At 65.6% G+C, this 25,386-nt stretch carries 21 protein-coding genes; 11 read left to right on the top strand and 10 right to left on the bottom strand.

All coding sequences use genetic code 11. The annotated features are described in order from the left end of the window. The first annotated feature begins 2 nt into the window (after positions 1 to 2). Positions 3 to 458: a dCTP deaminase gene (locus tag NDO75_RS04265; RefSeq protein ID WP_310904852.1), complete on the top strand. Its 456-nt coding sequence runs from the start codon at positions 3 to 5 to the stop codon at positions 456 to 458. An 87-nt stretch (positions 459 to 545) separates the two neighbouring features. Here NDO75_RS04265 and NDO75_RS04260 read toward each other — a convergent pair whose 3' ends face one another. After that, the gene (locus NDO75_RS04260) at positions 546 to 1,346 is read right to left on the bottom strand and encodes an enoyl-CoA hydratase-related protein (protein WP_310904851.1); all 801 of its coding nucleotides are present in this window, start codon (positions 1,344 to 1,346) and stop codon (positions 546 to 548) included. Continuing rightward, on the bottom strand, positions 1,346 to 2,929 hold the full coding sequence (locus NDO75_RS04255; protein ID WP_310904850.1) for a long-chain fatty acid--CoA ligase: 1,584 nt from the start codon (positions 2,927 to 2,929) through the stop codon (positions 1,346 to 1,348). The genes NDO75_RS04260 and NDO75_RS04255 overlap by 1 nt, the downstream gene beginning before the upstream one ends. A 186-nt stretch (positions 2,930 to 3,115) precedes the next feature. Between NDO75_RS04255 and NDO75_RS04250 the strand changes: the two genes are divergently transcribed. Together NDO75_RS04250 and NDO75_RS04245 are read left to right on the top strand one after the other, a co-directional pair. Beyond that, positions 3,116 to 3,730: a universal stress protein gene (locus tag NDO75_RS04250; RefSeq protein WP_310904849.1), complete on the top strand. Its 615-nt coding sequence runs from the start codon at positions 3,116 to 3,118 to the stop codon at positions 3,728 to 3,730. A 194-nt stretch (positions 3,731 to 3,924) separates the two neighbouring features. Continuing rightward, entirely contained in the window at positions 3,925 to 5,292 is a 1,368-nt protein-coding gene (locus tag NDO75_RS04245; RefSeq protein WP_310904848.1) for a hypothetical protein, read from the top strand. A gap of 43 nt (positions 5,293 to 5,335) precedes the next feature. Here NDO75_RS04245 and NDO75_RS04240 read toward each other — a convergent pair whose 3' ends face one another. From NDO75_RS04240 to NDO75_RS04230, 3 genes are all read right to left on the bottom strand, one after another. Then, positions 5,336 to 6,913, bottom strand: coding sequence for an HTTM domain-containing protein (locus NDO75_RS04240; protein ID WP_310904847.1), 1,578 nt, complete (start codon positions 6,911 to 6,913; stop codon positions 5,336 to 5,338). Between the two features lie 507 nt (positions 6,914 to 7,420). Then, entirely contained in the window at positions 7,421 to 10,939 is a 3,519-nt protein-coding gene (locus NDO75_RS04235; protein WP_310904846.1) for a PAS domain S-box protein, read from the bottom strand. A gap of 111 nt (positions 10,940 to 11,050) precedes the next feature. Next, complete coding sequence (locus NDO75_RS04230) at positions 11,051 to 11,503, bottom strand: hypothetical protein (protein ID WP_310904845.1); 453 nt, start codon at positions 11,501 to 11,503, stop codon at positions 11,051 to 11,053. Positions 11,504 to 11,773: 270 nt separating this feature from the next. Between NDO75_RS04230 and NDO75_RS04225 the strand changes: the two genes are divergently transcribed. Further along, positions 11,774 to 12,154 carry a hypothetical protein gene (locus tag NDO75_RS04225; protein ID WP_310904844.1) on the top strand — a complete coding sequence of 127 codons (381 nt, stop codon included), beginning with the start codon at positions 11,774 to 11,776 and terminating at the stop codon, positions 12,152 to 12,154. A 4-nt stretch (positions 12,155 to 12,158) separates the two neighbouring features. On the opposite strand, the gene NDO75_RS04220 is transcribed toward NDO75_RS04225, so the two are convergent. Then, positions 12,159 to 12,899, bottom strand: coding sequence for a hypothetical protein (locus NDO75_RS04220; RefSeq protein ID WP_310904843.1), 741 nt, complete (start codon positions 12,897 to 12,899; stop codon positions 12,159 to 12,161). A 751-nt stretch (positions 12,900 to 13,650) separates the two neighbouring features. Between NDO75_RS04220 and NDO75_RS04215 the strand changes: the two genes are divergently transcribed. From NDO75_RS04215 to NDO75_RS04190, 6 genes are all read left to right on the top strand, one after another. Beyond that, complete coding sequence (locus tag NDO75_RS04215) at positions 13,651 to 14,421, top strand: creatininase family protein (protein WP_310904842.1); 771 nt, start codon at positions 13,651 to 13,653, stop codon at positions 14,419 to 14,421. Between the two features lie 128 nt (positions 14,422 to 14,549). Then, on the top strand, positions 14,550 to 14,975 hold the full coding sequence (nikR, locus tag NDO75_RS04210) for a nickel-responsive transcriptional regulator NikR (protein ID WP_254763515.1): 426 nt from the start codon (positions 14,550 to 14,552) through the stop codon (positions 14,973 to 14,975). Between the two features lie 109 nt (positions 14,976 to 15,084). Beyond that, positions 15,085 to 15,462 carry a cupin domain-containing protein gene (locus tag NDO75_RS04205; protein WP_310904841.1) on the top strand — a complete coding sequence of 126 codons (378 nt, stop codon included), beginning with the start codon at positions 15,085 to 15,087 and terminating at the stop codon, positions 15,460 to 15,462. Positions 15,463 to 15,581: 119 nt separating this feature from the next. Next, entirely contained in the window at positions 15,582 to 16,028 is a 447-nt protein-coding gene (locus tag NDO75_RS04200; protein ID WP_310905175.1) for a hypothetical protein, read from the top strand. Positions 16,029 to 16,149: 121 nt separating this feature from the next. Beyond that, positions 16,150 to 17,301 carry an acyl-CoA dehydrogenase family protein gene (locus tag NDO75_RS04195; RefSeq protein WP_310904840.1) on the top strand — a complete coding sequence of 384 codons (1,152 nt, stop codon included), beginning with the start codon at positions 16,150 to 16,152 and terminating at the stop codon, positions 17,299 to 17,301. 212 nt (positions 17,302 to 17,513) lie between these two features. Further along, positions 17,514 to 19,493: a PAS domain S-box protein gene (locus tag NDO75_RS04190; RefSeq protein ID WP_310904839.1), complete on the top strand. Its 1,980-nt coding sequence runs from the start codon at positions 17,514 to 17,516 to the stop codon at positions 19,491 to 19,493. Here the strand turns inward: NDO75_RS04190 and NDO75_RS04185 are convergent. Next, positions 19,478 to 20,050: a HalX domain-containing protein gene (locus tag NDO75_RS04185; RefSeq protein WP_310904838.1), complete on the bottom strand. Its 573-nt coding sequence runs from the start codon at positions 20,048 to 20,050 to the stop codon at positions 19,478 to 19,480. The two genes, NDO75_RS04190 and NDO75_RS04185, sit on opposite strands and share 16 nt — an antisense overlap. 180 nt (positions 20,051 to 20,230) lie before the next feature. Further along, on the bottom strand, positions 20,231 to 22,204 hold the full coding sequence (locus NDO75_RS04180; RefSeq protein ID WP_310904837.1) for a 3-hydroxyacyl-CoA dehydrogenase NAD-binding domain-containing protein: 1,974 nt from the start codon (positions 22,202 to 22,204) through the stop codon (positions 20,231 to 20,233). A gap of 115 nt (positions 22,205 to 22,319) precedes the next feature. On the opposite strand from NDO75_RS04180, the gene NDO75_RS04175 reads away from it, so the two are divergent. After that, on the top strand, positions 22,320 to 23,465 hold the full coding sequence (locus tag NDO75_RS04175) for an acyl-CoA dehydrogenase family protein (protein ID WP_310904836.1): 1,146 nt from the start codon (positions 22,320 to 22,322) through the stop codon (positions 23,463 to 23,465). Between the two features lie 269 nt (positions 23,466 to 23,734). Here the strand turns inward: NDO75_RS04175 and NDO75_RS04170 are convergent, their stop codons facing one another. Together NDO75_RS04170 and NDO75_RS04165 are read right to left on the bottom strand one after the other, a co-directional pair. Then, on the bottom strand, positions 23,735 to 24,352 hold the full coding sequence (locus NDO75_RS04170; RefSeq protein WP_310904835.1) for a CPBP family glutamic-type intramembrane protease: 618 nt from the start codon (positions 24,350 to 24,352) through the stop codon (positions 23,735 to 23,737). A gap of 364 nt (positions 24,353 to 24,716) precedes the next feature. Then, complete coding sequence (locus NDO75_RS04165) at positions 24,717 to 25,187, bottom strand: hypothetical protein (protein WP_310904834.1); 471 nt, start codon at positions 25,185 to 25,187, stop codon at positions 24,717 to 24,719. Between the last annotated feature and the right edge of the window lie 199 nt (positions 25,188 to 25,386).

The raw sequence follows: 25,386 nt of genomic DNA, 5'->3' as shown, positions 1-25,386 counted from the left end.
ACATGTCCGCCGAGCACCCGCTCGCCGATTCCGTCGACAATCTGGTGTACGAACCGGTACAGGTCCACGACCACGGGATCGACCTGACGGTCAGCGCGGTCTACGAGGTCGCCGCCCCCGGTCGCATCGACTTCGGCGGCGACGAACTGGCAGACGCCGACCTCGAGCCCGTCCCGACGGAACAGGAGACGCCACACGACGAGTACGGCTGGTGGCACCTCGAGGGCGGCCAGTACGTGATCCAGCACAACGAGTTTCTGACCGGACTCGGGGAACCCGCACAGCTCCAGCCGCGCAACGAACTACTCGCCCGCGGCGGTTCGCATCCGTCGGTTCAGGTTCGCGATCACCTGCCGTTGCTGCCGCTGTCGGTCGCCGATGGCGGACTGCGGCTCAAGGAGAACGCGCGGGTATCGACGCTGGTGCCAGCCAACGGCGGCTCGAGGCGGGGCGACTAACGCGTCCGAAGTCGATACGTCGGGGCGTATCTGCTGCGGTCGGTCAGAAAGGAGGTGCGACGGCCGGTCGGACGTATCGTGGTCAGTTCATCGACCTTCGAACTCGGGATCGCGGTCTTCGAGGAAGGCGTTGACCCCCTCTGCGTGGTCTTCGGTCTCGAAGACGATCCCCTGTGCGACGGCTTCGTCGGTCAGGGCCTGCTCGAGCGATTTCTCGAGGCCCTCGCCGACGAGCCGGTTGGCGTGGCGCAGCGCGATCGGCGGGCCGGAGACGATCTTCTCGACGAACTCGTCGGCTCGCTCGTCGAACTCCTCGGCGTCGTAGACGTGGTTGACCAGCCCGAGATCCTTCGCGCGGTCCGCATCGATGAGATCGCCGGTCAGGACGAGTTCCTTCGCGACGTTCTCGCCGACGATCCGGGGCAGCAGGTAGGAGGTGCCGGCGTCGACGCTCAGACCGACCTGTCGGAAGACGAAGCCGAACACCGAGCGGTCGCTGGCCAGCTGCACGTCACAGCCGATGGCGAGGTTCGCACCTGCACCGACCGCGGGGCCGTCGATTACCGCGATCGTCGGAATCGGACAGTCGACCAGTGCGGTCATCATCTCCTTCGTTCGCTGCTCGAGGCTGCGGGCCCGCTCGTCGGCGGGGACGTCTTCCTCGAGGGCGTCGACCATCCGCTTGACGTCGCCTCCGGCCGAGAACGCGCCGCCAGCGCCTTCGATGACGACACAGCGGGCGTCGCTGCCTTCGATCTCCTCGAAGGCCGCGACGAACCCGTCGTGAATCTCCGCCGAGAAGGCGTTACGGCGGTCCGGCTGGTTCAGCGTGATCGTCGCGGGACCGTCGTCTTCGATCTCGAGGAGAACGGCGTCGCCGAGCGACATTATTCGGACACCTCCTCTGCCTCTTCTTCCTCCTCACGGAGTTTGAACTTCTGGACCTTTCCGGTGGTCGTCCGCGGCAGTTCCTGGACGAACTCGACCTCACGGGGGTGTTTGTACTCCGCCATGTTGGTCAGGCAGTATTCCCTAATTTCTTCCTCCGTGACGTCGCCGTCAGGTGTGCGAACGATGAAGGCCTTGACGGTCTCCCCGCGGCGTTCGTCGGGGATGCCGGCCACGGCGGCGTCGGCCACGTCGGGATGCTCGAAGAGGAGTTCCTCGACTTCACGCGGGTAGACGTTGTAGCCACCGGTGACGATCATGTGCTTCTCGCGGTCGACGACGTAGAAGAAGCCGTCCTCGTCCTTGTAGCCGATGTCGCCGGTGTGGAACCAGCGTCGGCCGCCCTCCTCGGTGAAGGCCTCCTCGTTGGCCTCGGGAAGGCCGTAGTAGCCCTTCATCACGTTCGGCCCGGCGACGACGATTTCGCCGGTGATTTCGCGGAGGTCGGCCTCCTCCTCGTCGATCGGTCCCTCCTCGACCGGCGAGACCTCGTTGAAGTCCTCGTCGACGACCTTCGAGTCGACGCCGGGGACGGTCTTGCCCACGCTGCCGACGCGGCGGCCCTCGATCGGGCTGTTGAAGTGGGTGATCGGGCTGGTCTCGGTCAGGCCGTACCCCTCGTAGATCTTCGGCTCGTAGAGTTCCTCGAACTGGCGCAGCACCTCGACGGGAATGCCGGAGCCGCCGACGCCACAGAGGCGCAGCGAGGACATGTCGAACTCCTCGGCGTTGGGCTGGTTGATCACGTCGTTGTACATCGCCGGCACGCCGTGCATGATCGTCAACTCCTCGTCCTCGATGAGCGAGACGGCGTCCTGTACCTCCCACGAAGCCATCGGGTAGTACGCGGCCCCGTTGAACAGCGACGCGTTCATGACGACCGTCATCCCGTAAATGTGGAACAGCGGCAGCACGCCCAGCGTTTTGTCGTCCGGCCGGATGCCGTCGGGAATGAGCTTCGAGGCGGCGTTCGCGTTCGACCCGAGGTTGTTGTGAGTCAACTGCACTCCCTTCGGTTGACCGGTGGTCCCGGAGGTGTAGGGCTGGACCGCGACGTCGTCGTCGTCTCGGTCGGCGATGTCGGGCGCACCCTGCTCGAGGAACGCTTCGAATTCCGTCGCGCCGTCGGCGTCGCCGCCCACGCTGACGACGTGCTCGACGCCCGTCTCGTCCTGTACCTCGTTGACGAAGGGGACGAGATCGGCCAGCGCGACGACGACTTTCGCCTCGCTGTCGCCCAGCAGATGGCCGATCTCGCGGGACTTGTACTGCGGGTTCATCGGGACGACGACGCCGCCGGCCCGGAGCGTCCCGTGGAACGCGATCACGAACTGCGGCAGGTTGGGAAGGTAGAGCGCGACGCGGTCGTCGGGACCGAGGCCGCGTTCCTCGAGCGCGGCCGCGAAGGCACCCGTCTGCCCCCAGAACTCTTCGTAGCTGATTTCGGACCCCTGAAACCCGATTGCGGTGTTGTCGCCGTGCTCCTCGACGGCACTGGCGACGTTAGTGACAAGATTTGTCATACTCCGTGCGGTACGTTCGCGCGTACCGTAAAAAAGATTTACATCGTTCGGGTACGGCGGGAGGATTTCTTTCCAGCGATAATTCGCTTTCCGCTTCATCGTTCCTGACAGCAGTGTTATACTGGGTGGCGACTAGACACCGACTCGAGGGTATTTACGGAAGCGTTCCCTAGCCACGCGATATCGATGTATCAGGATATTCTCGTGCCGACTGACGGGAGCGACGGCACGCGGCGGTCGCTCAACCACGGGGTGACGATCGCGGATCGCTTCGACGCGACGATCCACGCGCTGTCGGTCGTTCCCGAGGGGCCACTGGGCACGCTCCAGACCGACGAAGCGATTCCGGCGGCCGAACGCGCGGTCGAGCGGATCGAGACCGAAGCGAGCCGAGAGGGCGTCGACGTCGTGACGGCCGTCGAACAGGGTGTCCCACACGAGCAGATCCTCGCGTACGCCGACGACCACGGGATCGACATGATCGTCATGGGAACCCAAGGTCGAACGGGGCTCGACCGGGTGCTGGTCGGCAGCGTCACCGAACGGATCGTCCGGATGGCCGACGTGCCGGTCGTCACCGTCCGCCTGACCGACGAGATCCGGATCGAGGACGCCGACGAGGCCGCACGGATCGCCCGCCAGACCGCCGAGCAAGAGGGGTACGACGACGTAAGCGTACTCGAGGACCCCCATCGGACCAGCGCGTCGTGGATCGTCCCGCTCGAGACCGACGCGGGCCGGGTTCACGTCCACGTCGACGCCGTGACGAGCGAGGGGCGCGTCGCGAAACGGAAGGAGTAGGGACCGCGTACAGGCCACGCAGGCGACGACGGCGTCGCTGCGGCGGCCGATCGCGATCCGCGATACCACTCAGATCCAACGGGAGGGGCGAAAACAGCCGCAGTTTCAAGGTGCGCCAGACGCGACAAATCGTCCGTTTTCTCGTCGAAACGGTAACACTGCTTTTTACCCGGAATTCCGGTTTCCGAGCACGAATGGTAAACCGGCGGACGCTGTTGCGAGGGGCCGCGGCGAGTAGTATCGTTCCCGTTGGGTACGGTCACGTCCGTTCCCGGGGCGACGGCACGGAGCGAGCGTCCCGGAGCGGTGGACCGGAACCGATCTCCGACGGCTCGGGTGTCCACGTTCGGATCGCCGACGCGACCGATCCCGTCCCGGGCGCGGGACTGCTCGAGGTAACCGCCGAACTCGAGAACGTGACGGATCGAACGGCGCGCCCGACCGTCGAGTACTTCGTCGGCGGCGAGTCGATCGGCAACGTCACGTTGACGCTCGAGCCCGGGGAGACGAGACGGCCGTTCCCCGCGAGCTATCGCGTCGAACCCGCCGCCGACGATCGCGAGGCCACGGTTCGCGTCGAAGCGGCGGGCGATTCGGCCGAGCGGGCGGTGACCGTCCGCGGCGTCGACGAACTCGACGACGGGCTGACACGCCCGAACGCCGAGATCGCGGTGCAGCCGGGAACGTCGGTCTTCCTCGAGGCCGGTGCCGTCGACCCCGACGCGTCCCAGACCACCGCCTGGTGGGTCGACGGCGAGTCCGTCGGCGAATCGACGGCCGCGCCCTGGCAGTCGATCTACTACGCGGAGCGAAACGCCCACTACCGGCAGTACACCGCCGACGCCGAGGGGAGCCACGAGATCACTGCCGGCGTCGAGACCGACGACGGCACCTACCGGGCCGACTGGACGGTAACTGTGACTCCAGACGGACACGCGTCGCCGACGATCGAAGGTGCTCGACCGGCCCGTGGTTCGCTGCCGATCGATCCCGAAGGAACGACCGACCTCGAGATCGACGTCGCCGATCCCGACGGGGCGCTGGATCGCGTCGTCTGGTGGGTCAGTCAGGTCGACCGCCTCCTCGGCGTCTCAGAGGTCTCGGGCGCGACGGATACCGCGTTCCTGTCGGTGGAGGGCGGGCTCCCGCAGAGCTGTCCGATCGTCGCCTGGGTGATCGCCAACGACGGGACGTTCACGTCGGAGACGGTCTGGACGGTCGGGGGCGCCGAAAGCGGTGCCAGCGCCGATGCCGGCGTGAGCGTCTCGATTACGGCAACGAACGACCCCGTCGACGCCGGCGACGTACTCGAGGTGACGGCGACCCTCGAGAACGCCGGCGATCGGTCGGTCACGCGGGCACTCGAACTGATCGTCGGCCACGATCCGACGCTGGCGGACACGCGACACGTTTCGATCGACGGTGGCGGGTCCGAAACCGTCGACCTCGAGTTCGAGACGGCCCTCGTCGCGAACGACCAGTCGTTCCCCGTCCGGGTCGAAACGGAAGATCGGACGGCCGAGCGGACGGTGACGGTCCGCGGGACTGAAACGGGCTCGTAGCCAACGACGGCCCTGGTTTGCCCAGCGGATAGTCGCCGGCGGCCTACTGGACGAAGTCGCCGCCGCAGTCGTACTGCTGGATCATGATCTCGCTGGTCGGCTCGGTCTCGTTGTACGGCTGCGAGGACTGTCGGACGTAGTAGAGTTCGAGTTCCTCGATGTCGGTCTCGTGGCTCCCGTTCCAGCGCTGGCAGAGGTAGTTCGACAGGTACGACTGGTGGTTCTCGTTGTCGGCCCCGTAGACGTTCGAGAGGTACTTTCGCCAGCGGGAGTTAGGGTAGACGGCAGTTTCGCTCGGCGGCGGTTCCCAGCTCACCTCCGACTCGTACATGGCGTCGACCGTCGATCCGTTCTCGAGGGTGGCCGGGACGACGTACCAGCCGTCGGTCTGTAGCGGCTCGGGCGCGAACATGCGCCAGTGCTGTTCGGCCTGGGCCGCCTCGAGGGCCGACTCGCCGGGGTCGGGCACCTGCGTATACCCGACCGCCTGGGCGTTCGAGAGGACGACGAGGACGAGGAACACCGCCGGCAGCGCCGTCGTGAACAGCGTCCGGCTGCGCTTGCGGGCGTCGGCGACGGCCGAGCGGATCTCTCGTGAGGTCGGCACAGGTGCAGCGAGCGCGTCGCTTCTCGAGTCGGGACCGTCGGGAACGGCGGTCGCGAGCCGTCTTCCCCAGCGACCGGCCGGCTCCGCGAGGCCGGCTCGAGCCGCCAGCGCGCTCGCGCCGTTCCAGACGACGGGTGGGTAGAACGGAACGAAGGCAGCGACGACGACCAGCGGAAAGAGGCCGATGCGCATCGTCAGCAACATCCCGAGGTGCATGCCGACGAACGCCGACGCCAGCGCCGCTCGGGGGAGACCGGTTAGAACGAGCAACAGCGGTGAGCAGACGACCAGCGCGATCCACACGTACGTCATGATCGATAGGAGGTCGTGGTACTCGGCGAGGGCGTTGCCCAGCAGGTACGTGAACTGGTAGTCGAGGCTGAAGACGTAGACGACCGCCTCCCCGTTCAGCCACATCTCCCCCTCCGTCTTGTGGAGGGCGTTTACCACGTACATCGCGACGACCTGACAGAGCAACGCCATCGTGGCGACGTTCGAGACGGTCGCTCGAGCCCGATCTGTGTGATCGGCGTCGATCGCCCACCGTTCCCCGAGTGGGAGGAACATCGCCCAGAAGAGCAGCATCCGGAACAGTACGTCGCCGCCGTTGAGGACCATCGGATTGCGGACGTGCAGCGAGACGAGCAACAGCCACGAGCAGACCGTCGCCAGCCGCGTTCGATAGCCGACGACCATCGCGGCGGCGAAGCCGGCGGCGACGACGAACAGCAGGCCGATCGCCCACGCCTCGCCGGAGACGGCGTGTAGCGAGTAGACGGCGCCGTAATCCGAGTACAGCGCCGAGCGCGGAAGGACGCCCGCGTCCGTGTAGAACGCCTTGAGGTTCCGCGAGCGGAGCGCGAGGTCGGCGAGCAACAGGAGTCCGAGCGCGATCCGAAACGCTGCGAGCGCTCGCCGGTCCACTGCGAACCGGCGTGCGATCGCGCCGGAGAGCCAGTCGAGGGCGGCGGTGAACCGGTCGTCGGAGCCGAAAGAGGGGAGTCGTCGATGCATCGTTCGCGCTAGATGTCATCGATCTCTCGAGGGGATCGGCATAAGCTTGGTGTAAACTGAAACGGACGTTTTCGACGGAGGACGGCCCGATAGAGTGACGCCGAAACGCGCTCGTCGAGACAACGTGTGTGGCCGATAGCCCTATTGAAGCGGACGCCAATACAGTGATCGCGAGGGGAAGAGCGCCGGTCGTTGCCACGATTGGGGTTCCGACACCAAGATATCACCCCTCGTTCCGCTCAGGGATCTCGTCCAACGTCGGTCTCTGGTCGGGTTTTCCGACGTGCCGAGCCGTTCGCTGCGACCGGGTCAGTCGCGGCTCTCGCGTCTTCACTGGGTCACCGTCATGGACGCAGCTAGCGGTTAGAACGTATCGCCCATGGGGTCGGTAGGTGGTGTGGTTTCGATGGCAACCCCACGGGCAGTTTGACAAGTGATAGTGAAACCAATAAACCTACGGAAGCAGGTTTGCCGTTTTTCACCGTTAAATCGGATCGCGTTCGCGGGTTACGATTCATCGTCGACCGCTGGGATCGTAACCGAGAACGTCGCGCCCTCGCCGGGCTCCGAGTCGACCCGGATGTCACCGCCGTGGCGCTCGACGATCCGCTTGCACAGCGCCAGGCCGATTCCTGTTCCCGAGTGCTCGTCCGGACCGTGGAGCCGCTGAAACACCCGAAAGATCCGCTCCTGATCGTCGGGTTCGATGCCGATTCCCTCGTCGCGGACCGAAATCTCCCACATGTCGTCGGTCCGGTCGGCGCTCACGTGGACCCGCGGCGGCTCGTCGCCGCTGTACGCGATCGCGTTCGACAGCAGGTTCTGAAACACCTGCCGAAGTTGGCTCGCATCCCCCTCGACGCGGGGGAGCGGCTCGACGGTGATGTCAGCGTCTCGCTCGTCGATCTGGACCTGAAGATCATCGCGGACGTCCGCGATAACCCCCTCGAGATCGAGCGGCTCGAAGGGGTCACCCTGCGTCTCGACGCGAGAGTACTCGAGGAGGCCGTCGATCATCTCGCGCATGCGCTCGGCCCCGTCGACCGCGAACGCGATGAACTCTTCGCCGTCGGAATCGAGGTCGTCCTCGTATCGGTCTTCGAGCAACTGGAGGTAGCTGATGACCATCCGCAGGGGCTCCTGGAGGTCGTGGGAAGCCACGTAGGCGAACTGCTCGAGGCGTTCGTTCGACTCCTCGAGTTTGCGCTGGTACTCCGTGCGCTCGGTGATGTCCTGAATGACGAGCATGCCCGCAGTGACCGTGTCGCCGGTCCGAACGGGAAGGGTGTGGGCGCGCAGTTCGCGGTTGTAATAGCTCACGTCGAACGTGCGCTCGTCGCCCTCGAGCGCGGCGCGGAAGTGGGGTTCGATCTCGGCGACCAGCTCGTCGGGGTACCGCTCGTAGATCGTCTGTCCGATCGTGGTCTCCCGGTCGATCCCGAGGTCGCCGAGGAGCTGCCCGCCGGCGGCCGTGTACCGAAGGTCGTCGTCGAACAGCGCGACGACGCCGTTCGGGAAGTTCTCGGCGAGGGTGCGGTAGCGCTGCTCGCTCGCCTCGAGTTTCCGCTGTCTTTCCTTCCGTTCGGTGACGTCCCGGACGACGCCGATCCGCTCGCGACCGGTCCCGTCCACCGTGATCGAAGTCACGGTCGCCTCGACCGGGACGCGGTCGCCGCCGTTCGTCTCGAGTTCCGTCTCGATCGTCGGCACGTCGCTCTCGTCGGCGGCGACCAGCCGGGCGAGTTCCATCACCTGCTCGTCGACGACCAGCGACCCGTGGGAGCCGAGCAACTCGTCGCGATCGTAGCCGGTCAGGTCGACGTACGCGTCGTTGACGGCTGTGAACCGGCCGTTCTCGTCGAGCACGTAGATCCCGTCCTCGACGGTTTCGATGATCCGTTCGTACTGCTCGAGTTGCCGCTCGCGTCGCTTCCGATCGGAGATGTCCCGGAAGTAGACCGACAACCCGGTCTCGGAGGGGTAGGCCTGAATCTCCATCCAGATTTCGAGCGACTCGGAGTAACGCTCCCACGTGACGGGACGCTGGGTCGCCATCGCCTCGCGGTAGCGCTCGCGGAGGTCGGATCGCGTTCCGCTGGAGAACGTCTCCCAGATGTTCTCGCCGACGAGCTCGCCCGGCTCGTAGCCGAGCAGCTCGGCGGCCCGATCGTTGACGTGCGTGAACCGCCACTCGTCGTCGAGCGCGTAGAACGCGTCCGAGACGCGGCCGAGGATCTCGCTGAGCTCGGTCTCGAGTTCGTGTTTGCGGCGCTCGAGGCGGCGTTCCTGCTCTTTGAGCGTCGTCACGTCCTCGCCGGCGGAGACGACCCGCTCGAGCGAGCCGTCGGGGCCGAACACGGGGACAGCAGTGATCGAGAACCACCGTCGCTCGCCAGTCGGCCCCTGTATCTCGAGTTCCTCGTTCGCGACCGCCTCACCGGTCGCCCTGACGCGCGCCGAGGGACCGTCTTCGGGTGGGACGGGCTCGCCGTCGGCGTCGCGGACGTCGAGTTCGGCGAGCAGTTCGGTCTCGCCGAGCGGGTCGCGGTGCCCGAGGCCGAACATCGTCTGTGCGTGACGGTTCGCTAGCACCGGCTCGCCGTCGGCGTCCTCGACCGAGATCGCGACCGGGGCGGTCTGGAGGAGCTTCGCCGTCTGGCCCCGCTCGCGCTCGAGGGTCCGCTCGTGATCGATCCGGTCGAAGGTCACTTCGAGGCTCGAGGCGACGATCTTCGCGAGCGAGAGGTCGCCGTCGTCGAACGCGCCGCGGTCCTCGGAGCCGATCATGACGATGCCGTGGTCGCCGATCGGGAGGCAGATCTCGCTCCGGATCGGGGTCTCGGGGTTGTAAATGTTCGAGTCTCCCGTGATGTCGTCGTAGGTCGCCGGCTCACCGGTCTCGAAGACGCACCAGGCGATTCCCTCCTCGGCTGCGAACGTCGGAATCTCGTCGAAGAGCGCCGCGGCCGGCTCGGACCAGGCGACCGGTTCGAGTACGTCCGCCTCGGGATCGTGGAGGAAGACGCCGTTGATCTCGAGGTCGAGGATGTCGAAGAGGTGCCGGCAGGCCTGCTCGGCGACCGCCTCCCGGCTGCTGGAGCCGAGCCACTCGCGGACGGCCTCGTTCAACCGTCGGAGCTGGTATGCGCGCCGGTGTTGCTCGGTGACGTCGTAGTAGAGTTCGATGCGGCCGCCCGCGTAGGGGCCGGCGTCGATCGGCTTGCTCCGGTGCTCGAGCCAGCGTTCCGCGCGGTTGCCGTCCGGCGTGACGTGACACTCGAACCGTTCGCTACTGCTGTTGTCGTCGTAGGTCGCGCCGACGATCTCGACGAATCGATCGGGCTCGGCGACGCGCTCGCGGATCGTCTCCTCGATCAGTTCCCGTTTGTCCCGCCCGACGACGTCGGTTTCTTCGAGGCCGAAGTACCGTTCGATGGCGGTGTTGATCCACGCCACGTCGAACTCGTCGTCGAGGACGAAGACGCCCACGTCGGCCTCCTCGAGCGCGGCGGTGATCGGGTCGAACGGCGGCCTCGGCTCCGACGCTCCGTCTGCTGCTGAGTCGATCGATCGGTCCATCGCCGCGTCCGCTGCCGACTCGCCCGACTCGAGCGCTCGAACGATGCCGACCGTCCCCACTGGTCCGTCGTCGGCCGGCACCGCACCGAGCCGGAGTTCGCAGGGGACCGTCTCGCCGGTCGCCGTCCGAATCGGCCGCTCGAGCGAGGTGGTCGGGGTTACGCCGGAATCGGATTCGGTTCGGCGGTCGGTGCCGTCGGTCGGGACGAGCTTCTCGGCGTCCGAGCCCCCGACGAGCCGCGAAACGTGTTCGCCGCGGAGCGTTTCGCGATCGTGGCCCGCCAACTCGAGAAGGGTATCGTCGATCGCGACGATGCGGTCGTCGGCGTCCAGCCGGAAGACGCCGCCCGCAACGGTGTCGACGAGCGTCTGGTACCACCGGTGTGTCGCGCGACCGTCACCGTCGCCCATGGAGTCGTGCGCGGTCGATTCCGCCCGTTCGGTCATTGGAAGACGGAGGGTACTCAAACGGATAAGGACCACGTTGCCCGTCGTCTCGAAACGCCCAGTCCCGAACTGATCGTGCGAGAGTCGACACCGGCGGCTCCAGCTGGCGAGTTAGTCGTCCGTTCGGTCAGTCAGGACGCGCTCTTCGGGCGTCGGGCGGCCGGGGTGGATCCCGTAGCGGGCGAATCCGTACAGTACCGTCATCGAAACCGCACAGAGTACCATCGCACCGGCGACCGCCTCGAGGGCGGTGCCGACGACCGGGCCGGCGAACGCGTCGCCGACGGCGGCCGCCGACTCGGTGTCGGGAGCGGTCGCGAGCCCGTAGGGGACGAACGCCGCGAGCGCGAGGAGCCACCATCGTTTCGCACCGTTTCGGAGCCGACCCGGGCCGTGCTCTCGCGCCGTGCTCGTGACGCTGGCGATACCGACCGCGATCAGGAGAAGTGCGGGCAGCATTCGAAGCGGAGAGTCAAAGCCGGCGTTAACCGTGACGCCGGCGGCGACGAGCACGACGCCGCCGACGAGGCGCGGAACCGATGGGCTGAGCCCTGTCCGTGGCATGCTGCTCCCCGGTAGTATCGCATTGTACAAAACGCTCGCGAACCGTCGATGCGTCGAGCCGATGGAGTCTGTCGGGACCGAACAACAAAGGATGTATTACCGGTGCCGGTAAGACGACAGTGAGAACGAATGGGGGAACGCGATCGATCCGGTTCCGACACGGACACCCGACGCGGCGTGGCGGCCGCGGCGAGGCGAGCGAGGCGCATCGTTTCCCGACTACCTGACAACGACGGTGTGCGATTTGCGCGCCGACTCTGGGGTCGATACGTGCGGAACCGTCCCGAACAGTGCCAGCTGTCGGTCACCTTCCCGACGGCGCCCGAGCGGCCGACGATCGGCCGCATCCACGAGTGGATCGCAGACCTCGAGGTCGCCTTCGAGGGGCGACTCGACGTCTACGCCCGGCGGCGTAGCGTCACGGTTGTCACGGACCGCGTGCCGATCGAACAGGTCGACCTCGACGCCCTCGAGTCGACCATCGAACGGATCGAATCGGGGTACGCCGAGACCCACTCGCTGGCGCACCTCGAAAAAATGCGACCGCGAGACGGCCGACTCGTCAGGTCTGACATCGTGGTCCCGGTAAAGCCGCTCTTTCCCCGGGACCGGCCGTCCGAACCGGAGGGCGTCCGCTCGACGGCCGACTGAGCGGTTAGTCGTCGTCGGTCGACTGGCCGCTCGAGCGTCGCTCGGACGGCGCGACTTCGCTCGTTCGCCCCATCCAACCGCTGATGTTCTCGGCGACGTAGTCCTTGCCGCCCCAGCCGAACGCGACGCCGACGCCGATGGCGATGGCTGCGCCAAGACCCCACGCGAGCGCTCGTGCGAACACGTAGAGGATGCCGACGTCGATCCCCATCGTGTCGAGGCCGATGACGATCGCCGTGAAGTAGAGGAACATCCGCGCGCCGGTAGCGAACCAGGTCGTATAGGCGGTCTGGGTCGCCGCGCGAGTCCGCTCGATCGCGTCACCGATGAAGTCGGCCACGACGAATCCGAGGACGATGACCGCCAGTCCGGCGACGAAGGCCGGCAGGTACGACACCGCCGTCGAAATCCACTCGGAGAGCGCCGATATCGCGAGCGCGTTCGCGGCCGCGAGTATCGCGAGCGCGTAGACGAACCATTTCGCGAGCTTGCCGAACGCGCTCGAGACGGCCTGTTCGGTGCCACCGAGGATGCGTCCGATCGGCGTCTCGAGGACCATTCGGTCGAGTTCGACGCCGTCGGCGATCCGGCGGACGATCCGTCCCGCCAGCCGGCCGATGATCCAGCCGATGGCGAGGATCACTAGCGCGCCGACGAGGCGCGGAACGAAGGTTATCAGCTCCGCGAGCGGGTCCTGCAGCCAGTCGGGAACCTGTGCCTGTTGGGCGGGGAATGCCTGTACCATGTGCAGATACTCGTTGCCGGCCATCGCTTTTCGTAATTGTGTGGGTATCACTTATCCACGAAACAAACAGTTCTCGCCCTGTGACGGCGTAACGGTTGAACTGTCCGTTACGGCGAATTGCGCGGCGGTTGTACCGTGAGTGGCAAATATGAATTTCGATTGACTCGGTGTCCCAAACCGACGCCGATCACCCCTCGACCCCCGCCACGGCTGGCGATAAACTCGTCTTGTGATCGGCCATGGGCGCCAGCAGATGACGACCATTTGTCGGCTGCGGATTCTGTTCTCCGACAGCCGACCAAGCGTGTCAAGTTTCACTCATAGCACACCGTCGGCATCACTCCGTACAGGACACCGATACTCGCCTGTCGGACGCGAGTGGCCCGCAGTTCGGCGTAGACTCGAGTGGCCGACACCGCCAATCTTCCGAAATCGACACCGATCGTCGGGAGGTGTGGCTGAACAAGCATCGTCTCGAAACATGATTGGCGGAGATTGCGAAATCTGGCTTTCTATCCTCTGTATCTGCGTTCCTATGCTGATAATATTTCAGCACGATCTCGCATGATATCTGAAATCGGTAACACTGTATTACCGGCCGGCCTCATCGACGGAGCGCCCTCGTGCGACCGCGTTTTGCCAACTGACGATCGGCGTACCGCTCGACGCGTCTCGCGCGATCACGGTGGGACCCGTTCCGACACCGGGTTCACCCAGTACGCTATTGAGCGTCCGGTCACGATAGCATATCATGTACCTCGGCGACGAAGCCTGGCCGGACCTCGAGTCGTACTTCGAGTCGGAATCGCTCGCGCTCGTGCCGCTCGGCTCGACGGAACAGCACGGTCCGCACTTACCGGAGGCGACCGACCACCTGATCGCGGAGGCGTTCGCGCGCGAAGCGGCGGATCGGACCGGCTACCTCTGTACGCCGACGATCAACGTCGGGGTCAGCGGGCACCACCGGCAGTTTCACGGAACGATGTGGGTCGATCCGCCGGAATTTCGCCAGTACATGGAGTCGCTGACGCGAAACCTCACGTCTCACGGAATCGACCGCGTCATCTACGTCAACGCCCACGGCGGCAATATCTCCCACCTGCGGGAGGTCGGCGCACGGCTCCGACAGGACGAGGTCGCCTACGCCATCGAGTGGATGTGGAACGACTCGATTCCTGACCTCGTCGACGACCTCTTCGAGCAAAACGGCCCTCACGGCGGCCCGAAGGAGACCGCGATGATCCAGTACCTCGAGCCGGAGCTGGTCCACGAGGATCGACTCGAGGAGGCCCGTGATACCGGCGTCCCGAGCGTCGCCGACGCCGACACGGTCAAACACGGCTCGCGAACGTTCTACGACGCCGCGGACAACACGGAAAACGGAGTGTTAGGTGACCAGACGGACGCGACGGCCGACAAAGGGGAGCAGCTGTTCGAGGCCGCGAGCGACCAGCTCGTCCAGCTCTGCGAGTGGCTCGCGGCACAGGACTTCGCGGACCTCATGCCGAGAGACCACGTCTAGACGACCCACTCGAACGCGGCCGGATCGAGCCCGTCGAGGCCGCTCGAGCGGACGCCGTCCGGCGGTGGCGACCGGCGACGGGGAAGCTGATAATAAGCCTTAATAGATCAGTCGGGGAAAGTTATTACATGGCCGTCGTCAGCGTCTCGATGCCGGACGAACTGTTGGAACGACTCGACCAGTTCGCCGACGAGCACGGGTACACTGGTCGGAGTGAAGTCGTCAGGGAAGCCTCTCGTAACCTCCTCGGGGAGTTCGAGGACACGCGACTCGAGGACCGCGATCTGATGGGGATCGTCACGGTGTTGTTCGACTACGAAACCACGAGCGTCGAGGAGCGGATGATGCACCTGCGCCACGAACACGAGGACCTCGTCGCCTCGAACTTCCACAGCCACGTCGGCGATCACTACTGTATGGAGCTGTTCGTCCTCGAGGGCGAACTCGAGGAGATCTCCGCGTTCGTCGGGAAGATCCGAGCGACCAAGGACGCGCTGACCGTCGATTACTCCGTCATCCCGGTCGACAGCTTCGATCCGCTTGCACAGTCGTAACGTCTCGGTCGCACCAGAAAAGTTCGAGAATCGACGCGGTTCACCGCGGAAATAGCACGGACCGAGAGGGAACGCGTAGTTTTACTGTCGTCCTCTCCAATGGGTACCCATGACATACCGGAAGGTCAACTACGAGGAGGTCGAGCAGGTCTCGAGCGCGATGCACTTTCTCAGCGATCCGCTCGAGACCGAGCAGGTCGGGGTGACGGTAGCCCGCTGCGATCCCGGCTGGAACAGCAAGCCACACGACCACACCGACAACGAGCACGAGGAAATCTACGTGCTCATCGAGGGGAAGGCGACGGTCGTCGTCGACGAGGAACCGGTGGCGATGGAAGCCGGCGACGCGCTGTGGATCCCGCCCGAGTCGACCCGCCAGATCCGCAACGGCGACAGCGAGAGCGCGTTCGTCCTCGTCAGCGCGCCGAGCATCGCGGACGACGAGAGCGACGGCGACGAGTGGCTGCTGTCGGGCTTTGCGGGATAGCGGACGCGAGCGAAGGGGCCGCGTCGGGCGCGCGAGCGAACGCCGGCGGAACGATTTAACCGATCGACGTGATCGTCTTCGGTAGGTGAGTCTCGATTTACTCGAAACATCACGCGGTCATCTCGCTCGTCGTCGCAGCGACCCTCGTCTATCTGCTTCCGCCAGTCACCCTCGGCGGCTACTCGGTCCCCGCCGTGGCCGTCGTCGCCTACGGGACCGCCGTCGGCGTCTGCATCGACTTCGATCACTTCCTCATCGCTCGCCTCAAGACCGGCGGCTGGGACGCCGTCCGCTTCTGCCTCGCGAATCCCGGCGCGGCGGTCGCCGACCAGTCGCGGATCTTCGAGACCGGCGACGTCGGCGTCCTCTCTAGGCTACTGAGCCACGTCGTGATCGGCGGCGTCGTCGTCCCGGTGCTCGCCCTCGTCACCGTCCCGCTCGCGATTCTAACCGGTGCCGTCCTCTACGTACACCTTCTGGCTGATCTCGTCTGGGATCGCTACCTGCTTCCCGATCACGCGGAGGCAGCCGCCTCGATCGACGACCTCGCGCGGATGCTCGGCTAGGGGAGTCGGGCGGCGAGTGCTCTGCCGGCGACAGTACGATCGAATCGCGTCGGAGCGGCCGATTTCTCAGGTTGCATTGTTCGACCGCGATTATTTGCCCCGTGCGGCCGTTCCACACGGTATGGAGTTACTCGACGACAGCATCGTCCCCGAACACGCGCGGGGCGTCAAGGCCGAGGCCCGCGAGTTCGCCCGCGAGCACATCCAACCGAACGCTCAGGAGTACTTTCAGGCGGGCGAGTACCCCGAGGAGATCCTCGAGGCGGGCCGCGAGGCGAACCTGGTGGCCCAGGACATTCCCGAGGAGTGGGGCGGCAGAGGGTTGGATCTCGCACAACTGCTCGCGATGACCGAGGAGTTCTACCGGGCGGACGCCGGAATCGCGCTGACACTCCAGCTGGCGAGTTTCGGCTGCGAGATCACCTACGAGTACGGCACCGACGAGCAGTGCGAGGAGTACATCCGGCCGGTCGCGGAGGGCGAGCAGCGCTCCGGCCTCGCCGTGTCCGAACCCGATACCGGCAGCGACCTTTCGGGAATGCAAACTCGCGCGGAGAGAGACGGCGACGAGTGGGTGATCAACGGCGAGAAGTACTGGATCGGCAACGGCGTCGAGGCCGACTGGATCACGCTCTACGCGCGGACCGGCGACGACGAAGAGAACCCCTACGGCAACCACTCGATGTTCATCGTCCCGACGGACACCGACGGCTACGAGGCCGAACACATCCCGGAGAAGATGGCGATGCGCGCCTCGAAGCAGGCCCACATCGAGTTCGAGGACTGCCGAATCCCCGCGGAGAACCTGATCGGAAAAGAGGGGAACGGCTTCTTCATGCTCGCGGACTTCTTCAACCACGGCCGCATCGCAGTCGCCGGTCACGGCCTCGGCATCGCCGCGGCCGCCATCGAGGAGGCCTGGGAGTTCACCCACGACCGCGAGGAGTTCGGCCGGACGATCAGCGACTTCCAGGCCGTCCAGCACGGGCTCGCGGACATGATCCTCGAGTTCGAGAGCGCTCGAGCGCTCACCTGGCGCGCCCGCGAGAAGGTCGCCAACGAGGAGAACGCGGGCTACTGGGCCGCGATGGCGAAGACGAAAGCGACCGAGACGGCGGTCGACGTCTCCGAACGGGGCATGCAGTTCCACGGCGGCCGGTCGATACTCGACGAGCGCCGGATCGCCCGCGTCTACCGCGACGCCCGGATTCCGGTCATCTACGAGGGAGCGAACGAAATTCAGCGCAACCTGATCTACGGCCAGGCACCCTGAGCGTCCGCCCATTCCGCGAGCGCCGCTGGGACCAGACGGCCGGTCCGGCCGCTGCTTTCGGCTGCCGGCTCTCGTCGCAATTCTCCGCCCGCCCTCGGTCGCGACCAGTCAGTCGTTGAATTGGGCGAAAGAACAATCCCGGTCGGCCGCATTCGTATCGGCAAACCCACTGCTGCCACGATGGAGATGCTCTCAGGAACTACTCAACTGCCATGAGTCGGCCACGCGTCCTCTGTGTGAGCAGCGATCGATCGACGCGCGCGGCCGTCACGCTGTCGCTGACCGACGCCCCAGTCGACGTCGTCGTCGCACAGCGATCGTCCGAGGCCGTCGACCGACTCGAGCGGGAGGCGGTCGACGCGGTCGTCATCGACGCGAACACGGTCGCGAACGTGGAAGCACTCGTCGACACCGTCGAAGCCGAGACGGCGACGACGCCGACGTTCGTCCACTGGGGGGACGACGGGGGCGCCGCCGTGCTGAGCGAAGTCGTCGCGCGAGCGGACGAAGCCGAGCCGAGCACGCGACTCGCGAACGCGGTCACAGATCGAATCGACGCCGGACCGGATCCCGAGATCGAAGCCGACACCGGCTCGAGCGCTGCCGGTGCGGTGACGACTGACGGATCCGCCCCGTCGGTCCACGACCTGCCGAACGACCTCGCGTCGATCGTCAGTACCGCCCGCTGTCGGCTCGTCGACGTCACCTCGCCGCTCGCCGTCGAACGCATCCTCCGCGAGGAACTCACGGCCGACGATCGGTTCTCGTTCGCCTGGGTCGGCGAATACGACCGCGGCGAACGCGCGGTCGTGCCGTGGCTGTCCGACTCGGACGCCGTCGAGTGGTCGCTCCAGCAGACGTTTCCGATCGGGGACGGCGACCACCCCCTGCTCGAGCAGGCACTACGAACGGGGACGCTCCAGACCCGGCGCTACGACGCGGAAAGCCGCGATACTGTCCCGTTCGGCGACCGCGCGTTCGAACACGGCGTTCGATCGGTCGCCGTCGCACCGCTTACGGCGAACGACGAACTGTACGGTGTCGTCGTCGTCTACGCGCCGGAGTCGTTTTCCGACGCGGAACGAGACGCCATTCGAGCGGCCGCCGCGGCCGCATCCCACGTCCTCGAGACGATCGCCCTGCGCGGCCGACACCAGCAACAGGAGCGGACGCTGCACCGATACGAGCGCCTCGTCGAGACGGCCGGTGACGGAATGTACGTCCTCGATAGCACGGGCCACTTCACGACCGTCAACGACGCGCTCGTCGAGATGACCGGCTACAGCCGCGAGGGACTGCTCGGCGAACACGCCTCGCTCCTGTTAGACGACGACGACGTCGACGCCGCCGCGGACACCATCCGCTCGCTGCTCACACGCGGCGGGAGCACCGATACCCTCGAACTCCCCCTCGAGACGAAAGCCGGCGAGCGGATCCCCTGCGAGGCCCAGATCGCGATCCTCGTTCCCGACGGGGAGTTCCACGGCTCCGTCGGCGTCCTGCGCGACATCACCGAGCGCAAGCGCCGCGAGCGCGAACTCCGCGAACGCAACGAACAGCTCGACGCCTTCGCCCGGATCGTCAGCCACGACCTCCGCAACCCGCTGGGGGTCGCCCAGGGCTACCTCGAACTGCTCGAGGAGACCGGCAATCCCGAGTACGCCGAACGGACACGCGAGGGACTCGACCGGATGGAGACGATCATCGAGGACGTGCTGACCATCGCCCGCGAAGGCGAGTGGGCGGCCGACACCGAGTCGGTGGACTTCGAGTCGGTCGTCCGCGAGGCGTGGGACCACGTCTCGACGCCGAAGGCGACGCTGTCGGTGACGGCTACGATGACGCTCGAGGCCGATCGGTCGCGACTCCTGCGACTGCTCGAGAACTGCTTCCGCAACGCCCTCGAACACGGCGGCGCGAGCGTGCACGTTCGCGTCGGCCCGCTCGAAACGGACGAACGAGGTGGTGACGGCAGCGGCTTCTTCATCGAAGACGACGGCGAGGGACTCCCCGAGAAACTACAGGGGCGGCTGTTCGATCCGTCGGTCTCGTCGTCGACGGAAGGGTTAGGGATCGGCCTCTGGATCGTCAGAGAAGTCGCTACCGGACACGGATGGTCGGTCGGCGCGACCGAAAGCGAGAGCGGAGGAGCCCGATTCGAGTTCGAAACTGACGGTCAGTGTTCGGATTGAAGGTCCTGAAACGCACCGACGAAGTCGTCGTGGGAGGACATGCCGGAAACCGTCTCGTCGACTCGTTGCTCGAGGTCGTCGACGTGCTCACAGAGTTCCTGATACTCCTCGTTGTCCGCGAGTTCGCGGTCCGCCTTCTCGGATTCCAGCAGTGCTTTCTTCGAGACGAGAGCGTAGTACTCCTGGATATCCGACTCGTAGTCCGACCGATCGGCGACGTCGTCGACCATCTCGACGAGTTCGTCCTTCGAGACCGGCTTCACGAGGTAGTCGTCGAATCCCATCTCGATGATGTCGAAGTCCGGATCGACCGCCGTCACCATGACGACCCGCGAATCGTGTTCCCGGTCGCGGATCTCCTCGAGGACTTCGTCACCGGAGAGTCCCGGCATGCGCCGGTCCAGTAGGACGACCTCGACGGAGTCGGCCATCTTCTCGAGCGCTTCCTCCCCGTCGTACGCCGTTTCGACGTCCCACTCGCTCTGAAGCCACGCGGCGAACAGGTCGGCGAGCCGAGCTTCGTCGTCGACGACTAGTATTTCGGGCCCGTCAGTCATTGGGTGCCCCCTCCGTTCTTTTCATCGGTTACAGCCACGCGTCACCAATGGTACCTCTCCATGATAAATCTCGCGACCAAATGTCAGAGTGTGTCAATAAACGAGGGCCAACGATGCCACGTCGATCGGTCGGGGAGGCCGGCGGACGCGACCGGCGGACTCAGCCGACGAGGGGCGAGTCTACGTCCCTTCGAACTCCGGCTCCTCGTCTCCCATGAACGCCGTGATACCCTCCATCAGGTCGTCGGTCGCCATCAGGTGGCCGAACGCGGAGGCCTCGTACTCGAGCCCGGACTCGGTGTCGTCGCGGCCGGCGAGCATCGCGCGCTTGGTGAACCGCTGTGCGATCGGCGGGCCGCCGGCGAGGTCGGTCGCCTGCTCGAGGGCGCGGTCGACGAGTTCGTCGTTCTCGACGACTTCGTTGACGAAGCCGTAGTCGGCCATCGTCTCGGCGTCGTAGCGCTCGGCGGTGAGGATGATCTCCTTCGCGCGACCCTCGCCGACGATGTGCTTGAGTCGCTGTGTGCCACCCCAGCCGGGAATGAGCCCGAGGTTCAGCTCCGGCTGGCCGAACTCCGAGCGTTCGCTGGCGATCCGCAGGTCGGCACACGTCGCGAGCTCCATCCCGCCGCCGAGACAGAAGCCGTCGATCCCGGCGACGACCGGGAGGTCGCAGGCCTCGAGTTCGCCGAACGTCGACTGACCGAGCCGGGACAGCTCCTGTCCCTCGAGCGGGTCGGCACCGCTGCCCGCCATGCTCTGGACGTCCGCGCCCGCGGAGAAGGCCTGCTCGCCCTCACCGGTGACGAGGAGCGCGCGCACGTCGTCGTCGTCCTCGAGCAGCTCGATTGCCGTCGAGAGCTCCAAGAGCAAGTCGTCGCTGATGGTGTTCATCCGGTGGGGTCGGTCGAGGACGATGTGTCCGACCATGTCGCCGGGGTACTCGATGCGGATCGTCTCGAAGTCGGCCTCGTCCGACTCCTCGTCGGTCTCGTAGAACCCGCCCGCATCGGCACGCTCCGCGAGGTAGTCCGCAGGCGCGTACCGCTCGTGACCGGTCTCCTCGTAGGCCTCCTCGAGGGTCTCGTACAGCGTCTCGAGCCCGTAGTCGTCGACCATTCTGACGGGGCCGTCGGGGAAGCCGGCTCCGAGTTTCACCGCCTCGTCGATCGATTCGGGCGGCGCGACGTCGCCGCCGATCAGCTTCGCGGCCTCGTTGGCAATCGTCGCGAGCAGGCGTGCCTCGACGAACTCGGACTGCTGATCGGTCGGTATCTGCGCGCCCTCGCCGTCTTCGTAGTCGTAGAAGCCCTCGCCCGTCTTCTTGCCGAGTTCCTCGTTCTCGACTTTCTCCTCGAGCAGCGGGGCCGGCTCGTATGCCGAACCCAGCACCTCGTTCATGTACTCGAGGACGTGGTAGCTCACGTCGTTGCCGACCTGATCGCCGAGTTCGAAACTGCCCATCGGCAGTCCCAGCCCGTACTTCGTCGTGGAGTCGACCTCGGCGATAGTCGCCTCGTCGGTGCTGACGAGCCACGAGGCCTCGTTCATCAGGGGCACGAGGATCCGGTTGACGATGAAGCCCGGCGAGTCCTTGTGGACTCTGACCGGCACCTTATCGAAATCTTCGGCGAGGTCCTCCGTGACGGCGAGGGTCTCTTCGGCGGTTTCGGCACCCGAAATCACTTCGACGAGTGGCATCCGAACCGGCGGGTTGAAGAAGTGCATCCCGCAGAACCGTTCGGGGCGATCGGTGAACTCGGCGAGATCGGTGATTGAGAGACTCGACGTGTTCGTCGCGAAGATCGCGTGGTCGGGAGCGTGCTCCTCGAGTTCACCGTAGACGTCCTTCTTGATCTCCATCTGCTCGGGGACGGCCTCGATGACGAAGTCGGTGTCCGCGACGGCTTCCTCCATGTCGACGACTGGCGTCACGCGCTCGAGCGCGGCGTCGGCTTCTTCCTCGGTGAGTTGATCGTTCTCGGCGAGTTTGTTCAGCGACCACTCGATCTGGTCGTACCCGTTCTGGACGAACTCGTCTTTGATGTCGCGCATGACCACGTCGTAGCCCGCCATCGCGGCGACCTCCGTGATACCGTGGCCCATGTTTCCCGCACCCAGAACTGTGATGGTGTTGATATCCTCCAGGTCCATAGGCGAGAATCCCATTCGCCTCCGTTTCAACGTTTCCCTATTATCGGCTAGAAACTATAATTCGGTTTACTCACGGTTACAAAGCTCTTTATCGCTCGGATCGTAATGAACGTCCATGGAATTCGGACTCAGCGAAGAACAGGAGCAGATCCGCGACGAAGTGCGCCGATTTGCCGAGAACGAGATCGTTCCCAACGCCGAAGAGTACGACACCGCGGAGAAGTTCCCCCACGAAATCGTCGACAAGGCCGCCGAAATGGGCCTGGTCGGCTCCTCGATCCCCATCGAGTACGGCGGTGCGGGTTACTCGACCCTCGAGTCGGCCATCATCGCCGAGGAACTGTTCTCCCACGACCCCGGGATCGCGCTCTCGATCATGGCCTGTTCGTTCGGGACCGAAGCCATCCGCGAGTTCGGGACCGAAGACCAAAAGGAGCGCTACCTCGAGCCCGTCGCGATGGGCGAGAAGATCTCCGGCGCGGCGATTTCGGAACCCGACACCGGCTCCGACGTCTCGTCGGTCTCGACTCGCGCCGAGAAGGACGGCGACGAGTGGGTGATCAACGGCAACAAGATGTGGATCACCAACGGCTCCATCGGCGACTTCTTCGTCGTCCTCTGTAAGACCGACCCCGACGCCGACAGCCGCTACGGCGGCTTCAGCCAGATCATCGTCGAGTCCGACCGCGACGGCTTCAGCTCGGACAAGATCACCGGAAAGCTCGGAATCCGCGCGTCCGACACCGCCGAGCTCATCTTCGACAACGTCCGCGTCCCCGAGGAGAACCTCGTCGGCGACGAGGACGCCGCCTTCCTCCAGCAGATGCACTTCTTCGACGCCACCCGCACTGGCGTCGCCGCACAGGGACTGGGCATCGCGAAGGGGGCCCTGGAGGCCGCCCGCGAGTACGCACAGGACCGCGAGCAGTTCGGCCAGCCGATCTCGGATTTCCAGGCCATCCAGCACAAACTCGCGGAGATGGCCACCGAGACCGAGGCCGCCCGCAACCTGACCTACAAGGCCGCCTGGAACGTCGACCAGGGCAACGACATCACGAAGCTCGCCTCGATGGCCAAGGAGTACGCCTCCCGCGTCGCCGTCGAGGTCTCCAACGAGGCCGTCCAGATCCACGGCGGAGCCGGCTACGTCAACGACTTCCCCGTCGAACGGTTCTACCGCGACTCGAAGATCACCCAGATCTATGAGGGTACGACCGAGATCCAGAAAAACGTCATCGCGCGGGAGCTGCTAGACGACTAGAAACGAAATTTCACGCTGCGGTCTTGCGCACTCGCGACAGGATTCCTGTCGCGAGCGCGCTGTCCCTCGGTGAAATTTCGATCAAAAGCACTCCTCCTTCCCCTCCACTTCGTTCCGGGTCAGTCGTCGGCCCGCTCGCTCACTGCGTTCGCTCGCGGTCGGTGATCGGGTGACTACCTGCTCTCCCCCGGATCGCGCGACTCTCACTGTCGTTCGAGCCGCGCTCTCGGCCACTGCTGTCCGTTCTGTGTAGCTTCAGACGACCACGATCACCAGCGACAGCGCGACGAAAACACGCGCGTGGCCATATGGCCGATCATGGCCGCATCGAGGCCCCGTCGCCAGAACAGCCAGCCGTACGCCAGACCACCGATCGCGTTGCCGGCGACGATCCAGCCGACGACAGCCGGCGTGAGTCCCCCGTAAGTGGTCGCCGCTGTCGGGAGGTGCCCGAGCCCGAAGACGACTGCGGCGACGACGACCGCGGTCGCCAGCAGCCGGTCGGACGGGCGGTCCGTCCCGCGGCCGACCGTCTTCCAGAGGCCGAACGCGACCAGTGACAGGAACCCCCAGCGCAGCAGTTCTTCGGTCAGCCCGCCGTAGAGGAATCTGACGGGGAGACTCGAGAGCACCGCACCGACGGTCGCCTCGGTGGCCCCCGCGTCGGCCGGGATCGCGGGCGCGAAGACGGATTCGGCGAGAACGATCGCCAGCCCCGCGACGACGCCGAGTCCGACCGCGATCGGGAGTTCGTCCCGGAGTTTTGGGCCGATGGCTGTTCCCTCGGAAACGCGCTCGAGCGGGTGCGAGCGAAGCCCCACTCGCGGCGCGGCGTAGCAGCCGATCAGCACTGCGATCGCGAGCAGGATCGAAGACTGGACGATCACCGCAGCGACGAGGACTGCGGTCGGGACGGCCGGCGCGTCAGGGGTAGTACCCGCCTGTGCGGGTGTCGTGGCCGCGAGCGCGAGGATCCCCAGCAGGCCGACCGCGAACAGGACGCCGAACCGGCGGACCGTGATGCCCTCGTCGTCTCGGTCGGCTGTTGACTATTGCCGTGAGAGTTCATTCGCCGATAGTTGTCGGTCAAGTCGAATAAAAGTCGACGGCGCAGTGATGTGGTGAGTTCAGTCGGGATTTGCGACTGGCCTACCGACCGCCAGCGGGGACTGGGATCCGGTCGAGCAACACCACCCAGACGATACCGCACCGAAATCGGCCCGCGGTAGATATCCGGCGCTCGAGGCCGGTTCAGTGACCGTTTCCGTTACCGCGTCCGCGGCCGTTTCCGTTACCGCGACCAGGGCTCGTTCCCTTTCCCGGCCCGCCCTGCGTCGCCGGCTTGAACGACACCTCGTAGTACGGTGCCGGATTGCCCTGGTGATCCTTGCACTCGAGCGGCCGGGCGGCGGTGAACTCGTGCCACTCGTCGGCCTCGTCGAGATCGAGTCGCCGGTTCGGGTTGACGAGCAGTCGCACCTCGTGGCCGTCGCTCTCGTACCGGATCACGTAGCACTGCCACTCCTTCGGACGGCCGCGACAGCCTCTGGTGACGACGGACGACTCCCTGACGATCTGGAACCGCTCGTCGTGTCGGAGATAGGACTGTCGAAAGATCCCGCTTCCCCCTTGTTCTGCTTGCGCACCGTTTCCCCGTGCCGCTGCAACCCCGGTGGCCGGGACGAGTGCACTCCGGCCGCGAGTTTCAGCACCGATCGTCATGTCGATCAGTTGTCATTTATCCTCGGGGAGAAGTCGGCGGTGGCCACCCCTTATTATGCTTGTATTAAGGGCAGAGAGGTCGAAAAATCCGGCTACGACCGCTTCTGACCAGCGGACGCCGCCAGTCGCTCCGGCTACCCCACTGGAATCGCTGCTGAGCACCGTCGCCCGCAGTTGCAAATACCGCACTCACGAGTCA

This window comes from Natrinema sp. 1APR25-10V2 (assembly GCF_031626495.1).
GTDB lineage: Archaea > Halobacteriota > Halobacteria > Halobacteriales > Natrialbaceae > Natrinema.
This window is presented reverse-complemented; position numbering and strand designations above follow the sequence as displayed.

What these genes read in the sequence shown, in the direction of transcription:
- NDO75_RS04260 (WP_310904851.1), bottom strand. Translation starts at nt 1,346, where the DNA reads ATGTCGCTCGGCGACGCCGTTCTCCTCGAGATCGAAGACGACGGTCCC.
- NDO75_RS04195 (WP_310904840.1), top strand. Translation starts at nt 16,150, where the DNA reads ATGGAGTTACTCGACGACAGCATCGTCCCCGAACACGCGCGGGGCGTC.
- NDO75_RS04205 (WP_310904841.1), top strand. Translation starts at nt 15,085, where the DNA reads ATGACATACCGGAAGGTCAACTACGAGGAGGTCGAGCAGGTCTCGAGC.
- NDO75_RS04265 (WP_310904852.1), top strand. Translation starts at nt 3, where the DNA reads ATGTCCGCCGAGCACCCGCTCGCCGATTCCGTCGACAATCTGGTGTAC.
- NDO75_RS04180 (WP_310904837.1), bottom strand. Translation starts at nt 22,204, where the DNA reads ATGGACCTGGAGGATATCAACACCATCACAGTTCTGGGTGCGGGAAAC.
- NDO75_RS04230 (WP_310904845.1), bottom strand. Translation starts at nt 11,503, where the DNA reads ATGCCACGGACAGGGCTCAGCCCATCGGTTCCGCGCCTCGTCGGCGGC.
- NDO75_RS04185 (WP_310904838.1), bottom strand. Translation starts at nt 20,050, where the DNA reads ATGACTGACGGGCCCGAAATACTAGTCGTCGACGACGAAGCTCGGCTC.
- NDO75_RS04250 (WP_310904849.1), top strand. Translation starts at nt 3,116, where the DNA reads ATGTATCAGGATATTCTCGTGCCGACTGACGGGAGCGACGGCACGCGG.
- NDO75_RS04165 (WP_310904834.1), bottom strand. Translation starts at nt 25,187, where the DNA reads ATGACGATCGGTGCTGAAACTCGCGGCCGGAGTGCACTCGTCCCGGCC.
- NDO75_RS04255 (WP_310904850.1), bottom strand. Translation starts at nt 2,929, where the DNA reads ATGACAAATCTTGTCACTAACGTCGCCAGTGCCGTCGAGGAGCACGGC.
- NDO75_RS04220 (WP_310904843.1), bottom strand. Translation starts at nt 12,899, where the DNA reads ATGGTACAGGCATTCCCCGCCCAACAGGCACAGGTTCCCGACTGGCTG.
- NDO75_RS04240 (WP_310904847.1), bottom strand. Translation starts at nt 6,913, where the DNA reads ATGCATCGACGACTCCCCTCTTTCGGCTCCGACGACCGGTTCACCGCC.
- NDO75_RS04175 (WP_310904836.1), top strand. Translation starts at nt 22,320, where the DNA reads ATGGAATTCGGACTCAGCGAAGAACAGGAGCAGATCCGCGACGAAGTG.
- nikR (WP_254763515.1), top strand. Translation starts at nt 14,550, where the DNA reads ATGGCCGTCGTCAGCGTCTCGATGCCGGACGAACTGTTGGAACGACTC.
- NDO75_RS04245 (WP_310904848.1), top strand. Translation starts at nt 3,925, where the DNA reads ATGGTAAACCGGCGGACGCTGTTGCGAGGGGCCGCGGCGAGTAGTATC.
- NDO75_RS04215 (WP_310904842.1), top strand. Translation starts at nt 13,651, where the DNA reads ATGTACCTCGGCGACGAAGCCTGGCCGGACCTCGAGTCGTACTTCGAG.
- NDO75_RS04190 (WP_310904839.1), top strand. Translation starts at nt 17,514, where the DNA reads ATGAGTCGGCCACGCGTCCTCTGTGTGAGCAGCGATCGATCGACGCGC.
- NDO75_RS04235 (WP_310904846.1), bottom strand. Translation starts at nt 10,939, where the DNA reads ATGACCGAACGGGCGGAATCGACCGCGCACGACTCCATGGGCGACGGT.